The organism is Acetobacter papayae, assembly GCF_047721125.1.
GTDB lineage: Bacteria > Pseudomonadota > Alphaproteobacteria > Acetobacterales > Acetobacteraceae > Acetobacter > Acetobacter papayae.
In genome coordinates this window covers 1-14,010 of record NZ_JBDNWF010000020.1, presented here as the reverse complement: position 1 = coordinate 14,010, position 14,010 = coordinate 1, and the positions used below count along the sequence as shown (strand labels likewise).

At 59.6% G+C, this 14,010-nt stretch carries 11 protein-coding genes and 1 tRNA gene; 7 read left to right on the top strand and 5 right to left on the bottom strand.

Annotation, left to right across the window (positions count from 1 at the left end):
- The first annotated feature begins 40 nt into the window (after positions 1-40).
- The 4 genes from phoB (at position 41) to ABF757_RS07605 (ending at position 5,013) form a co-directional block, all read left to right on the top strand.
- Entirely contained in the window at positions 41-736 is a 696-nt protein-coding gene (phoB, locus tag ABF757_RS07620; protein ID WP_025860243.1) for a phosphate regulon transcriptional regulator PhoB, read from the top strand.
- A 31-nt stretch (positions 737-767) separates the two neighbouring features.
- Positions 768-2,015 (top strand): sensor histidine kinase, encoded by a 1,248-nt coding sequence (locus tag ABF757_RS07615; RefSeq protein WP_415481628.1) that lies wholly within the window; start codon positions 768-770, stop codon positions 2,013-2,015.
- Positions 2,016-2,113: 98 nt separating this feature from the next.
- Entirely contained in the window at positions 2,114-3,148 is a 1,035-nt protein-coding gene (gene pstS / locus ABF757_RS07610) for a phosphate ABC transporter substrate-binding protein PstS (protein WP_025860241.1), read from the top strand.
- 173 nt (positions 3,149-3,321) lie between these two features.
- Entirely contained in the window at positions 3,322-5,013 is a 1,692-nt protein-coding gene (locus ABF757_RS07605; protein WP_415481627.1) for an OprO/OprP family phosphate-selective porin, read from the top strand.
- A 384-nt stretch (positions 5,014-5,397) separates the two neighbouring features.
- On the opposite strand, the gene ABF757_RS07600 is transcribed toward ABF757_RS07605, so the two are convergent.
- Entirely contained in the window at positions 5,398-6,726 is a 1,329-nt protein-coding gene (locus ABF757_RS07600; protein WP_415481626.1) for a hemolysin family protein, read from the bottom strand.
- 277 nt (positions 6,727-7,003) lie between these two features.
- On the opposite strand from ABF757_RS07600, the gene acuI reads away from it, so the two are divergent.
- Positions 7,004-7,996, top strand: a complete 993-nt coding sequence (gene acuI, locus ABF757_RS07595) for an acrylyl-CoA reductase (NADPH) (RefSeq protein ID WP_415481625.1) — start codon at positions 7,004-7,006, stop codon at positions 7,994-7,996.
- A gap of 47 nt (positions 7,997-8,043) precedes the next feature.
- On the opposite strand, the gene ABF757_RS07590 is transcribed toward acuI, so the two are convergent.
- Both ABF757_RS07590 and argC read right to left on the bottom strand, forming a co-directional pair.
- Positions 8,044-8,775, bottom strand: a complete 732-nt coding sequence (locus ABF757_RS07590) for an SDR family oxidoreductase (protein WP_415481624.1) — start codon at positions 8,773-8,775, stop codon at positions 8,044-8,046.
- A 44-nt stretch (positions 8,776-8,819) separates the two neighbouring features.
- Positions 8,820-9,734, bottom strand: a complete 915-nt coding sequence (gene argC, locus ABF757_RS07585; RefSeq protein WP_415481623.1) for an N-acetyl-gamma-glutamyl-phosphate reductase — start codon at positions 9,732-9,734, stop codon at positions 8,820-8,822.
- Between the two features lie 152 nt (positions 9,735-9,886).
- On the opposite strand from argC, the gene mazG reads away from it, so the two are divergent.
- Positions 9,887-10,753 (top strand): nucleoside triphosphate pyrophosphohydrolase, encoded by an 867-nt coding sequence (mazG, locus tag ABF757_RS07580; RefSeq protein ID WP_415481622.1) that lies wholly within the window; start codon positions 9,887-9,889, stop codon positions 10,751-10,753.
- A 22-nt stretch (positions 10,754-10,775) separates the two neighbouring features.
- Here mazG and htpG read toward each other — a convergent pair whose 3' ends face one another.
- Both htpG and ABF757_RS07570 read right to left on the bottom strand, forming a co-directional pair.
- Positions 10,776-12,644 (bottom strand): molecular chaperone HtpG, encoded by a 1,869-nt coding sequence (gene htpG, locus ABF757_RS07575; protein ID WP_415481621.1) that lies wholly within the window; start codon positions 12,642-12,644, stop codon positions 10,776-10,778.
- Positions 12,645-12,775: 131 nt separating this feature from the next.
- On the bottom strand, positions 12,776-13,693 hold the full coding sequence (locus ABF757_RS07570; RefSeq protein WP_415481620.1) for an N-formylglutamate amidohydrolase: 918 nt from the start codon (positions 13,691-13,693) through the stop codon (positions 12,776-12,778).
- Between the two features lie 67 nt (positions 13,694-13,760).
- Here ABF757_RS07570 and ABF757_RS07565 point away from each other — a divergent pair.
- Positions 13,761-13,835, top strand: a tRNA-Val gene (locus tag ABF757_RS07565).
- Positions 13,836-14,010: the final 175 nt, after the last annotated feature.

The following is a 14,010-nucleotide window of genomic DNA, read 5'->3' as shown; positions in this document are numbered from 1 at the left end:
GTCATATCCTGCCTGTCAGTAGTGATGAGGGCGGACGGTTATGCAGAAAACGGATCTTCTGGTTGTCGAGGACGACCCGGCCCTTGCGCGGCTGATCTGTTACAATCTTGAAAAGCAAAATTACTCGGTGCGCCACGCGGGCGATGGCGAGGAAGCGCTTGAGCAGGTGCGCCAGCGCCAGCCAGACCTTATTCTGCTCGACTGGATGCTGCCGGGCATGTCCGGCATCGAGGTCTGCCGCCGCCTGCGTGAGCAGAATCGCACCGCCTCCCTGCCTATTATCATGCTGAGTGCACGGGGTGAGGAAGCGGATAGTATTCGCGGGTTGGATATCGGGGCGGATGACTATCTGGTTAAGCCGTTCGGCATGGACACGCTGTTTGCCCGTGTAAAGGCAATCCTGCGGCGCGCGCCCCCGGCGGACAAGACCCTGCGGTTTGAAGATCTGGTTATGGATCGGGTGGGCCATAAGGTTGAGCGTAACGGGCGCGTGCTGTCTTTGGGGCCGACTGAATACCGTCTGCTGGAATTTCTTATGCTGCACCCGGCCAAGGTTTTCTCGCGTGAGGAACTGCTTAAACATGCATGGGAGCGTAGCTCCTGCGTGGAACTGCGGACTGTGGATGTGCATATCCGCCGTTTGCGGCAGACCCTGAACGAAGCGACCGAACCTGATCTGATCCGCACGGTTCGGGCCAGAGGCTATGCGCTGGACAAACCTCTGGAACAGGACTGACCCCACCTGCTCATGAAAGGGGTTTGACGTCATGCAGGTATGGCAGGCCGTAGCATACGGTGTGATGGCAGGGAGCATTTTGTCTTCCGTGCCGTTTTTACTGTCCCGCATGTTCTCGCTGCGTGAGCGCGCCGAGGCGCTGGGGGCCATGCCCCGCCGGGTGGAAGTGCCTTATGGCCTGCCACTTGAAGAGGTCATGGCCTGTCTGCCCGCCGCCACGCTGGCGTTGAACGAATCGCGCCTACCCTGTGTGATTTCACCCGAGGCGCATAGGCAGTTTCGCGATTGTATCGGGAGCATTGTTCGGCATCCGGCTTTTCAGAATCGGGTCGAGTTTCTGCTTTCCAATGGTGAGAGCAGTAGCGCGCCGGAAGAAGCTGTGGTGGTGCTGGATATTCCCCAGTATCGGGTTATTCGTGCCTGGCTGCATAAAAAAGCCGTGCCTGCGGCCCTTATGGGCGAGGCGCAGCGTAAGGGGGGGCTGGCAACCGTCGTGTTTGTCGCCCTGCATGACGAGACGGAAGCCGTTATGGCCGAGCGCCAGCATACGGATTTTGTCGCCTTTGCCAGTCATGAGCTTCGCACCCCGCTGGCCGCTTTGCTGGGGTTTATAGAAACCCTGCAAGGCCCAGCTGCGGATGATCCTGCCGCGCAGCAGGAGTTTTTAGAGATCATGAGTGCTCAGGCCCGGCGTATGCAGCGGCTTTTGGATAGTCTTCTCTATCTCTCGCGCGTGCAGATGCAGGAGCATTTGCGCCCGACGGAAGTGGTTGCTCTGACAGACCTGCTCAGCCATCTGAAGAGAGAAACGGTTGGGCTTCTGGCGGGTAAAAACGCTGCCCTTACGGTCGATATCCCACAGGATGAAGGATTGCGGGTAGAGGGGGATGAGGCGCAGCTTTCCCAGATTCTGATGAATCTGGTTGAAAATGCCCTTAAATATGGACTGGCCGCCAAAGCAAAATCTGGCGGTGCGGCATTGTCCATTACCGTGCGCGGAGAGCGCGCGCCGCCGGATGCAGGCTGGCCCGCAACACCCGGGGTGGTGTTGAGTGTGGCCGATACGGGGCCGGGTATCCCTGCGCGGCATCTCTCCCGCCTGACGGAACGCTTTTATCGTGTGGCGAAAACAGCCGCCAGCGTGCAGGGTAGCGGGCTTGGTCTGGCAATCGTGCAGCATGTTGTGACCCGGCATAACGGGCGTTTTGTCGTGCGCAGTGTGGTAGGGCAGGGCACGGAATGTTGCGTGTGGTTGCCGCTGGCGGATGCCCTGTCATAAATCTGTAATGTAAATGTCCTGAAAACATCACACCGTTTCGTGGGTGGCTCCTTTAAGCACATGGGCGCGGCAAGCCGCCGCAAGCTCACGGCAAAGGGATTTATCCAACAATGCGTCTTTCAATCAGGTCTGGAGTGTGTCTGGCAGCTGTTACAAGCCTCCTGGCAACTTTTCCGGCGGTATCCCGGGCTGAAAACGTGACTGGCGCTGGTTCCAGCTTTGCAGCCCCCATTTATGAATCCTGGGGCGCGGCGGCCAAGACGGCAACCGGTGTTACGGTTAACTACCAGAGCGTTGGCTCCAGCGCGGGACAGAACCAGATTCTGGCCGGAACGGTTGATTTTGGCGCATCCGATGCGCCGATGGATGCCAAAAAGCTCGAAGACGGTCACCTGTTCCAGTTCCCGACGGTCATGGGCGGCATTGTTCCGGTTGTGAACATCCCCGGTGTCAAGCCTGACGCCATCACCCTGAGTGGCGAAGTGCTGGCCGGGATCTATGCAGGCGACATCACCACCTGGGACGATGCCAAGATTGCGGCGCTGAACCCCGGCGTGCATCTGCCCGATACGGCTATTGCTCCTGTGCACCGCGCTGACGGTTCGGGCACGACCTTCGTGTTCACCTCCTACCTGGCCGATTCTTCGGATAGCTGGAAGCAGAACCAGGGTGCCAGCACCTCCATCAACTGGCCGAACGGTCTGGGTGCGCGCGGCAATGACGGCGTGGCCGCCACGGTGCGTAACACCGAGGGTGCGATCGGTTATGTCGAATTCGCTTATGCTAGCCGCAACCACCTGACCACGGTGCGCCTGCGCAACAAGGCGGGCACGAATGTTGCCGCTGGCCTGCTCAGCTTCTCCCATGCGGCTGAAGCCGCCGACTGGAAGAGCGCTCAGCATTTCGCCATCAACCTGCTGAACACCCCCGGCAAGGAAGCCTGGCCGGTTGTTTCCGCAACCTATGTGCTGGTGCCGGTACCTGCGCGTAACCCCGCGCGTGACGAAGCTGTGCGTAACTTCTTCTCCTGGGATTTCGCCAATGGCGATAGCGCTGCCGAGAAGCTGGACTACGTTCCGCTGCCCAAGAGCGTGAAGGATGATATCCTCGCCGCTTGGAAGAGTGGAAAGTAAGAGTTCTACCAAGGTTTTTTTGTAACCTGTTGGTGGATATCCATAAAAAAGCGGTTTGGTTTTCCAGGCCGCTTTTTTAATGAAACCGTAATGAAACCCTCATTGAAGCGTCACACGCAAAAGCGAGCGGACACGGTATCCATCCCTCACTGTTTTACTTGTGGAATGGCATAATGCGCTGCAAACCCCTTTTTCCGACAATTGCTTTTACGACCATGCTGCTGGCCGGGATTGCTCCTGTGGCTCAGGCTGCCCCGGTTGATGATGCCGAGCTCCGCGCCCTGAAGGCGGAAATGGCTTCCATGCGCCGCGAAATGCAGCAGCAGATCGTTAGCCTCAAGTCCCAGCTTGCCAAGACCGATGCGGCTCAGAAGCAGGCAACCCATGGCTATCGCGCCAGCCGCCAGATTTCTTCTGGCCCGGTCGAGCACGGCGTACAGTTTGATGACGCCGCTCTGCACAAGTCCTTTGGCCCCAGCGGCGTGGGCACCCCGCCTTCCGACCGTGGTGACACGATGTCCTGGAAGGATTTCAAGGCTGCAAGTGCTAAGGATGAAGAAGTCCGCGTTGGTGGCATGATCATCGGCTTCCCCAAGGGGCGCTTTACGGTTTCTTCTGAAGATGGTGCTTACGGCTTCTCGGTTGGTCTGGCCTTCCATGAAGACTTCGGTGGTTTCATGGGTATGTCGTCCGCTCCCGGTCAGAGCCGTGGTGATTTCTCCGGTCTGACAGAAAATGCTCGCCGTATTCGTATTCCCTTCACATTCCGTTATAAAGATTGGGTAGCTAACGTAACGCCTGATCTTGGCGGCAGCACCGATGGGTATCAGACATACCAGAATTTGTATGAAGCAAACCTGAATTATACTGGGCTGCACAATACGGTCCTGACGATTGGTTACTTCCAGCCGCGCGTAACGGAAGAAGATTCCGAAAGTTCGAACGACTTTGAAATGATGGAACGCCCCAATATTACCAACGTGGTGCGTAACATTGCAGCAGGTGATGCCCGCTTCAGTCTTGGCGGTCTGCATTATGAAAAGCGCTGGTGGATTGCAGCCTACTTCACTGGCCAGCAATACGGTGCGCGTGGCGGCAATTCGGCTACCAGTTACACGACGAATAACCCCCTTGGTGGTACTTTCCGTGTTGCCGGTCGTCCGTTTGTATCGAAAGATATCGACCTGCACGTCGGTTTGTCGGCTATCAGCTCTTTCCGTCCGGGGACAAACTCCGCTACGGGTAACCGCAGCTATACAGCCAACGGCAACCCGGAAGTGGCTCTTACCTCTACCTCTCTCCTCGGTGTTGGTGCGACTATGAACAATGTTGACTCTGTCTGGGCGGCTGGCCCGGAACTGGGTCTGCGTTGGAAAAAGCTTGTGCTTAAGGCCGAGTATTATAACATTGGTGTGAGCCGTTCTCTCGGTGCCAGCGACTATGCCAAGGGCATGGGCAACGTGAACATGGATGGTTACTACGTGGCCGCCAACTACACCCTGATGGGTAAAGGGCGCGCCTATAATGAGAAAGAAGGCGCGTTCGGCGCTCCGGGTGTTGAACACGAGTTTGATCCTCAGCACGGTTACTGGGGTGCTCTGGAAATCTCGGGTCGTTACAGCGTCAGCGATTTCCACGATACTGCGATTAACGGTAACGCGGCAGGCGCTATGAACGGTAACCAGCAGACTGTGTGGTCTGGTGGGCTGAACTGGTATCCCAACCGTCACTTCCGCTTCATGCTTGATTTCAACCACTTCATGGCTACCGGCAACGGCAACACCAACTACGGCACAATGGCCGTCATCAACGAATATGGTCGTAGCGGTAACTCGCTGGCAGCCCGTGTTCAGGCAGCTTTCTAAGTTTTCCTGATCCCGGTTCTTCCGATTTTAAAAGACTTGCACAGGACGGGCCATTCCTTAGGGAATGGCCCGTTTTTTTATGTAAACCCACGAGGCAGCCAGAGGTTGCATGCGCAACAGGATGTTCTGTGAAAACTCCCACGATATCCTGACAGGCTGCGTACGGCAGGCGCACGGATGATAGGGCGCGACTGCTCGTGCGATATGGTCCAAGGGAGGGAAGAGGGCGTAGTGGTGCCGGAGCCAGCGTATTATCTTGTCACCCGATACGTGGGGGCGTCTATGCCGGGGGCGCTGGAGCATGATCATGTGCAGCGCTGCCCAGCAGGGGCGTTTATGGCCTGTCTGGCTAAAGGGCCTCCCGTTGAGAGTCTGTTACGGGGTTCAGGTGGGTAGTTTGGCGGGTAGGCGTGTCACCAATAGCTGGTTGATGCGGAAGCCTTCTACGTCCACCACTTCAAAACGGAAGCCAGAGGCATCAACCCGGTCGGTCTTGCGGGCCATGCGGCGCAAGCGGTGCATGATAAAGCCGCTGATGGTGTCGAACTGATCATAATCGGGTAGAGAAAGGATGGCGAGTTCGCGCATGACATCGCCAATAGGGGCGGCACCGTCCACCAGCCATGAGTTTTCATCGCGGCGGACAATGGCCTGTTCCTCAAACGGGCTGGCCACGCCATCCATCAGCACGCCCATAATATCTTTGAAGGTAATTAGCCCCACTACCAGACCGTATTCGTTCACCACAAGGGCAAAGCCCGTGCCATGGCTGTCGAACTGGGCCAGAGTGTCCCAAAGGTGTAGGGTTTCAGGCACAGACAGCACATCGCGCCGCAGGCGGGCGATGGGGTTGCCGCGTGGCTGTTCCACCGGAATGGCGTTGGGGTCCACCACGGAGGCCAGCACGTCTTCCGCACGGATGGAGCCAATAACCTTGTCCAGCCCACCATTACAGAGCGGGTAGCGTGAATAGGGGGCCGCGCGTACCTTGTCGTAGTTATGTTCCGCCGGATCCTGAATATCCAGAAACACGACCTCATCACGCGGGGTCATGGCGGAGGTTACAGCCCGGTCCTGCAACGCCAGCACGTTGCTGATCATCTGGTGCTCCTGCTGGAGCAATGCACCGGAGACAGTGCCCGCCGCCAGAATGGCGCGCAGGTCTTCCGGGGTTACGGGTTCCACCGCCGAGGCTGCGGGAATTTTCAGGGCGTGCAGCACGGCATCCGATATACGCGAGAACGTCCAGACAAACGGGTAAAGCACACGGAGCGCGACCCGGGGAAACCAGCCGATAGCCAGTGCTACCCGGTTGGGGTCGTTCATAGCGACGCGCTTTGGCAGCAGGTCAGCAAACAGAACGAATACGCCTGTTACAAATAAAAAGCTGGAGGCCGAGGCGAGGTTCTGCGCCCACCATTCTGAAAAATGCCACTGAAGCAGAAAGTCGGTCAGCGGTGGGGTGAGCATTTCCGAACTGACGATACCGCCCAGAATACCCACGCCATTGAGGCAGATCTGGATAACGGTCATGACCTGACCGCTGTTGCGGCGCAGGGCAAGGAAGGCTTGTGCCTTGCGGTTGCCCGCTTCGGCCTGACTGCGAAGGCGCACATCGCGCGCGGCGGCAAAGGAAATTTCTGAAAGGGAGATCAGTACGCTAACCGCGATGAGTAGCGTAAGAGCCAGCAGGCCCATGATAAACAGGAGCAAGAGAATGTCCGGTCAGTAAGATATTATAATAATTACTGCATCTATAGTCCTGATAGGGGTGGGCAGGCCAATGTATTTTTTATGTGATCGCGTATGCCTGAGCGTGCAATTGCTTTCCCGTGCGGTATCAAAACTCTGTCAGACACAAACATCGGCTCTTTTCGGGCGTTGAGAGCCTGCTACCTTCTGCCGGACATGGTCCTGCGCAGGGGCGGATGGTCAAGAGCTAGGGGTAGGCGTGCAGGTGCTGTTCTGCTCACATGATATGGAAGAGCGTATGTTTGAAGCTTTGTACATAGAAAAAACCGCTGAAGGTGGCCAGCATGTCGCGCTGCGTAGCCTGCCGGACGATGCCCTGCCGCAGGGTGATGTGACGGTGCGGGTGCTCTGGTCGAGCCTGAATTACAAGGATGCGCTGGCTGTGACAGGCCGTGGGCCGGTTGTCAGAACATGGCCCATGGTGCCGGGTGTAGATGCGGCAGGGATTGTGGAACACACGACATCGCCTGAGTTTCAGGTCGGGCAGTCGGTGGTGCTGAATGGTTGTGGTGCGGGTGAACTGCACTGGGGTGGCTATGCCCAGCGCCTGCGCGTGCCGGGTAACTGGCTGGTGCCTTTGCCTGCGGGACTGGATGCTTTTCAGGCCATGGCGCTGGGCACGGCTGGGTTTACGGCCATGCTGTGCGTGATGGCGCTGGAACGTGAAGGCGTGCGGCCGGTTGATGGGCCGGTGCTGGTTACGGGCGCCACAGGTGGGGTTGGTAGTGTGGCTGTCATGCTGCTGGCCCGGTTGGGTTATGAGGTGGCCGCCGTGACTGGACGGCTGGAGGAACAGCCTTACCTGCAAAGCCTCGGCGCGCATGAGGTGCTGCCGCGCGCGCTGTTTGAAGCGCCGCTCCGCCCGCTGGAAAAGGCCCGCTGGGCCGGTGCCGTGGATGTGGCGGGGGGGCATGTGCTGGCTGCGGTCTGTGCAGGAATGAAGCCGCGGGGCGTGGTGACAGCCTGCGGGCTGGCGGGGGGCATGGATTTTCCCGCGACTGTTGCGCCGTTCATTCTGCGGGGCGTTACACTGGTGGGGATCGACAGCGTTATGTGCCCGCGCCCCTTGCGGCAGACGGCCTGGCAGCGTCTGGCAGAATTGGTCGATCTGGAGCGTTTGGCCGGGCTAAGTCGGAGCGTGCCGCTGGCAGAGGTGCCGCAGGCAGCGGAAGATCTGCTTGAAAGCCGGCTGACAGGCCGGATCGTGGTTGAAATCCCTCAAGCCGCGTGAGGGCAAGGCCTCCCCCGGCACCTGAGTGGGCCGGGGTGAGGGGGCGATCAGGCTTCCAGACCGCCATCAACCGGCAGGGCGGCCCCTGTTATATAGCTGGCCTGCGGGCTGGCCAGAAAAGAGACCATATCCGCAATGTCATGCGCCTTGCCGTAAGCGCCGGTGGCGACAAAGCTGCGGATCAGGGCTGCGACTTCGCCACTATCGGGGTTCAGGTCAGTATCGATCGGGCCGGGCTCCACCACGTTGGCGGTAATGCCGCGCGGGCCAAGGTCGCGCGCAACGCCTTTGGCAAAGCCACGCAGCGCGGCCTTGGTTGCGGCATATAGCGAAATACCGGGGAATGGAGCGCGTGCGCCAAAAGCAGACCCGATATAGACAATCCGCCCGCCCGTGGTCATGTATTTGGTAGCTTCCATGGTTTCAATCATGGACGCGCGCACGTTCAGGTTGAGGATATGCTCGATCTGGCTGACGCTCATTTCGTCAATCGGGCCGGAGAAGAACGTGCCTGCATTGCACACCAGCACATCGATCCGACCAAAAACCACTATGGTTTCGGCAATAACTTCGCGGTTGCCTTCCACAGAGGCACCATTGGCCTTGATAGCCAGCGCCTTGCGCCCCTGCGCGCGGATTTTTTCAACGACCTGTTCGGCTGCCGTGGCGTTGCTGGAATAGGAAATGGCGATGTCATATCCGTCTGCCGCAAGCCGTTCGGCAATGGCGGCACCAATGCCACGGCTGCCACCGGTTACGAGCGCTACACGATGTGTCATGTCTGTCTAACCTTTCCTGTTTTCAAACCAGCTCAAAGGCTTTCTTACGAAAGCCCCAACATAAGCCGGATATTCTGCAATGCCGCCCCGGAGGCGCCCTTGCCGAGGTTATCCAGTCGAGCGGTCAGCAGGGCATGGCGGGTATGGGGGGTGCCATGCACGCGCAGTTCCATGAGGTCGCTATGCGCCAGCGCTTCGGCGGAGAGTGTGTTATCGGCCGTAACCACCCGCACATGATCCTGCCCTGCGTAGTGGCGGGCCAGAATATCGTGCAGGTCGGCAGCGCTGGGGGCACCTTCCAGCATGGACAGGTGCAGCGGAATGGAAACAATCATCCCCTGTGCGAAATGCCCGACCGAAGGCACAAAAAGTGGCCGTGCCGTAAGCCCGGCATGGGTATGGATTTCCGGCACATGCTTGTGTTCGAGTGACAGTCCATACAGTTCGAAAGCAGGGCCGCCATCGCGCTCATGGGCTTCGATCATCTGTTTTCCGCCGCCGCTATACCCGCTGACGGCATTGATGCACACCGGGTAATGCGCGGGCAGCACACCGGCCTGAATCAACGGGCGCAGCAGGCCAATGGCGCCCGTGGGGTAGCAGCCGGGATTAGAGACGCGCGGTGCCGATGAGATGGCATGCGCCTGTTCGGGCGAAAGTTCAGGAAAACCGTAAACCCATGTGGGGTCGGTTCTGAATGCCGTGCTGGCGTCAAGCAGGCGTGGGGCATCTGCCCCCAGTTCAATGGCGATGGCCTCGGCCTCGCGGGAGGCAGCGTCTGGCAGGCACAGCACCACCAGATCGGCCTCGGCCATGGCGGCCTTGCGCGCGTCACGATCCTTGCGCTGGGCTGGGTCTATGGAGTGCAGGCGTACCGGCAGCGCGCGCAGGCGGTCGCGAATGCCAAGCCCGGTTGTGCCTGCTTCGCCATCAATGAATACGACTGGTTGCTGCGCCATTCTGGTTCTCCGCGTTGCGCCTGTATGCCATCCCGCCCGACCGATGGGGCGTATGCCGGGGTGCATGGACGTAAGAGCGTTTTATGGCACAATGCGCCCGCGATAAAGCCCGCATATGGCGGGGCTGGCAGAACAGGATGGATGCAGGCCGCATGACGGATTTTTCTTCTTCTGGCATGGCTGAGGCAGAGCAGCAGCTTTCACGTTTGCTGGCGCTGATGGCCCGCCTGCGCGACCCTGAGGAAGGATGCCCGTGGGATAAGGAGCAGACCTTCGAAACCATTGCTCCTTACGCCATCGAGGAGGCGTACGAGGTCATGGACGCTATTCAGAAGCAGGACTGGCGCGCTTTCCCTGATGAGTTGGGGGATTTGCTCCTGCAGGTGGTGTATCAGGCCCAGCTTGCGCGTGAGCAGGGGCTGTTCGACTTTGCCACCGTCGCACGGATGGTGACGGAAAAAATGATCCGCCGTCACCCGCATGTCACTTTCGGCCCGGATGTTCTGTCGGTTCCTGTCCAGCAGGCGGCACCGCCTGTGGTGGAGGCGGGTGTGCCTGCTCAGTGGGAACAGTTGAAGGAGCGTGAGCGCCGTGCGGCCGGTGGGGGCGTGCAGGGGGCTCTGGCGGGCGTGCCACCGGCTTTGCCTGCGTTGCTGCGGGCGTCCAAGCTGGCATCCCGTGCGGCGCGTGTGGGTTTTGACTGGCCGGATGAGCGCGGCGTGCTGGACAAGGTGCGTGAGGAAGTCGAGGAGTTTGCCGTGGAAATGGCGGGCGGAGACCATGCCCGCATGCAGGATGAACTGGGCGATATCCTGTTTTCGGTCGCCAGTCTTGCACGGCGGCTGAAGCTGGACCCCGAGGCCTGTTTACGGCAGGCCTGCGACAAGTTCACCCGTCGGTTTGAAGGGGTGGAAGCCCGCCTGACAGACAAGGGCCTGTCCATGGCCGAGCAGGATGTGCAAACGCTTGATGCCCTGTGGCGCGAGGTCAAGCAGCAGGAGCAGGCGGGCCCTGCCTGAGCGCCGAGCCCACCCTGTATTATCAGCCTGCAGTTGCAGGGGCTGCGGCCAGATAGGTCATGATCCGCCCTGCGAACGCGTTGACATCCTTGGGGGTGTCGCCGTTCTGGATACTGGCGACATCAAGCAGAATCTGCGCCAGCGGGGCAATGTCTTCCCCTGCCTGCAGGCGGGCGGCCAGTGCGTGTGCCAGCGGGTGGGCGGGGTTGAGTTCCAGCACCGGCTTGGCTTCTGGCATGGTCTGACCGCTCCGCTGCATCAGCTTGCGCAGTTGCAGGTCCGGTCCGCCTTCGGGCGCACTCAGCACCATGGCGCTGGAAACGAGGCGGTCGGTTGCGCGCACGTCCGTCACTTCATTTTCCAGTGCGGTTTTAAGGGCTGGCAGAAGTGTGTCCATGTCCGCTTTCTGTTCAGCGGTTTCCGTATCGGGGGTGAACTTGTCCAGATCGTTCAGGCCCTGTGCGACATTGCGCAGGGTTTTGCCCTCATAGCTGCCCAGCCGTTCCGGCCAGAAGGAATCCACTGCATCGGACAGGAGCAGAACTTCGACCCCGCGTGCCTTGAAACCTTCGATCTGGGGTGAGGCCGCCAGTACGTCCGCATTGTCACCCGTTACGTAGTAAATGGCGTCCTGCTCGGGCTTCATGCGGCTGACATAGTCCGCAAGGCCGGTCAGCCCCTCTACCGCGCTGGAGCGGAAACGGCTCAGCCCGGCAACCTCGGTGCGGTAGGCCGGATCATCCCACATGCCTTCTTTCAGGATCGGGCCGAAGTTTTCCCAGAACGCGGCATAGGCCTGCGCATCTTCAAGGCGGGTCTTGAGGGACGAGAGCACCTTGCCGGTTACCGCCTTGCGGATACGGGCGAGAACCGGCGTGGCCTGAAGCATCTCACGCGAGACATTCAGCGGCAGGTCTTCCGTATCCACAACGCCCTGCACGAAGCGTAGCCACGGCGGCAGAATTTCAGCCTCGTCGGTAATGAACATCCGGCGCACATGCAGGCGGATACGGCTTTCACGCGTCTGCTCGCCAAACTCGAACGGGCGGGACGAGGGAATGAACAGCAGGGCCGAAAACTCCATGGTGCCTTCGGCGCGCCAGTGCAGGGTTTCCCACGGGGTATCAAAATTATGGGTCAGATGGCGGTAGAATTCCTCCATCTGCTCCGTGGTGACCTCGGAGCGGGGCTTGCGCCACAGGGCCGTGCCTTCGTTGGCGGCTTCTTCCTTGCCGTCCTGCACGATGGTGACAGGCCATGCGATATGGTCTGACCATTTGCGGATGATGGATTGCAGCCGGTAGGTATCAAGAAACTCATCGGCGTCGGTTTTGATATGCAGCGTAATGTCGGTGCCCGCCGTCTCGCGGCTGGCGGGTTCAATTGTGTAGGAACCCCGTCCGTCGGATGTCCAGCGCCACGCTTCATCGGAACCAGCCCGGCGGGAGACGACCTCAACCCGATCAGCCACCATGAAAGCCGCGTAAAAGCCAACACCAAACTGCCCGATCAGGCTTGGGCGGTCTTCCGGGCTGGTGTTTTCAAGCTGCTGGCCAAAGGCGCGTGTGCCCGAGCGTGCAATGGTGCCAAGGTTGGACACCAGTTCCTCGCGGCTCATGCCTGCGCCATCATCGCTGATGCTCAGCAGGCGGGCATCCTTGTCCGGGTTGATGCGGATTTTGGCCTCGTCGGGCAGCGCGCGCGCGCCATCTGTCAGCGCTTCAAACCGGCGGCGGTCCGTGGCGTCCGCCGCGTTGGCTACCAGTTCACGCAGGAAGATTTCCCGTTCGGAATACAGCGCATGCACGACCAGATCGAGCAGGCGGCCGACCTCGGCGCTGAATTCCTTGGTTTCGCTGCCCGGATGAGTAGTGCTCGTACTGTCGGTCATATTCTGTATCCTCTGTCGTGGTTTGTCATGGGTGCGGCCTGAGGGTTTCCGCCACACCCTGTTTTGCAGCATGAGATGAGGGTTTGGTCGTTCTGTTTCAATATCTTGTCATGCATTGGGGAGTGGTATTTTCAGCTCATTTGCTCAAGCAGCCGGGCCACCAGAACAGCAAGACCCTGCGCCAGAGGCTCAAAGCCGTCATGCGGTGTGTGGGTTGCTTCAGTCATGTACAGGCTGCGGCGGATTTCAATTTGCAGCGCATGGCAGTTTTTCGGGGGGTGGCCATATTGCTGGGTAATATAGCCACCCGCATACGGTGTGTTGCGTGCGGTGCTGTACCCCAGAGCGCGCAGGGTTTGCTCGGCTTTGTCCATAATGGCCGGAGCGCAGGCCGTGCCGTGGCGGTCGCCCAGCACAAAATCCGCCGTGCCGATTTCAGCCGTGTCCGGCATGGAGTGCAGGTCCAGTAACAGGCATTGCCCATGCTGCTGATGGGTGCTGCGCAGTAGGCTGGCGAGGGTTGTATGGTAGGGCATCCAGTATGTCGCGATCCGCCGTGCCGCCTCGTTGAATGGCAGGCGGGAACGGTAAATGGCGCGGTGGCTGCCGGTAATGCGCGGAATGGAGCCAAGTCCAGCCAACCCACGTTCTGTCGGGCGTATGAATGGGGGGATAGCGCCATGGAACATCCGCGGGTCCAGATCCCATGCGGCACGGTTCGGGTCGCACAGAACGCGCGGAAACGTGGCATGGACTAGGGTAGGCCCCAGAGCATGGGCTGGTTGCGCCAGAAGTTCCGTAAAACTGTCCTCGCCGCTGCGCAGGTCGTCCAGTGGCTGGCGTGCCGTCTCTACAAACCAGTCCGGGTAGTAGCGTCCCGCATGGGGGGCTGCGAGCACGATGGGGCTTGCCGCACTGCCCTGCATGGTGATGACAGGAGGGGGCGCCTGCGGGTCTGCCGGAGGGGCATTGGCAGTTTCCTGCGGCTGCATGGCCGACAGGGAAGCACGGATTCCGCGGGACAGGACGGAGTGAACAAAATTTTTCATCTCCCCCCTTTATTGTGGGCTTGCGCTGTCAGCGCAAGCACGATACAAGGCCCCACACCACAGGAATGGGCGCATAGCTCAGCGGTAGAGCACTACCTTGACATGGTAGGGGTCACAGGTTCAATCCCTGTTGCGCCCACCATTCCTGGCCGCAGAAGTCAGCGGTTTATCCATGTCTCCCCCACAAAATAAGTTCCGCCAAAACGGCATCGAGTGGCACTAATAGCCATCAATCGGTACCGATATCTGTGCCAGATCCGTACCGCGTTATAGCCCCCACCACGCGCGAATCTCATCTCGGTAGGCGTCGGGCATTT

Excerpts from the sequence above, each read along its gene's own strand:
- ABF757_RS07570 (WP_415481620.1), bottom strand. The coding sequence starts at position 13,693 with ATGAAAAATTTTGTTCACTCCGTCCTGTCCCGCGGAATCCGTGCTTCC.
- phoB (WP_025860243.1), top strand. The coding sequence starts at position 41 with ATGCAGAAAACGGATCTTCTGGTTGTCGAGGACGACCCGGCCCTTGCG.
- ABF757_RS07615 (WP_415481628.1), top strand. The coding sequence starts at position 768 with ATGCAGGTATGGCAGGCCGTAGCATACGGTGTGATGGCAGGGAGCATT.
- mazG (WP_415481622.1), top strand. The coding sequence starts at position 9,887 with ATGACGGATTTTTCTTCTTCTGGCATGGCTGAGGCAGAGCAGCAGCTT.
- argC (WP_415481623.1), bottom strand. The coding sequence starts at position 9,734 with ATGGCGCAGCAACCAGTCGTATTCATTGATGGCGAAGCAGGCACAACC.
- htpG (WP_415481621.1), bottom strand. The coding sequence starts at position 12,644 with ATGACCGACAGTACGAGCACTACTCATCCGGGCAGCGAAACCAAGGAA.
- ABF757_RS07605 (WP_415481627.1), top strand. The coding sequence starts at position 3,322 with ATGCGCTGCAAACCCCTTTTTCCGACAATTGCTTTTACGACCATGCTG.
- ABF757_RS07590 (WP_415481624.1), bottom strand. The coding sequence starts at position 8,775 with ATGACACATCGTGTAGCGCTCGTAACCGGTGGCAGCCGTGGCATTGGT.
- acuI (WP_415481625.1), top strand. The coding sequence starts at position 7,004 with ATGTTTGAAGCTTTGTACATAGAAAAAACCGCTGAAGGTGGCCAGCAT.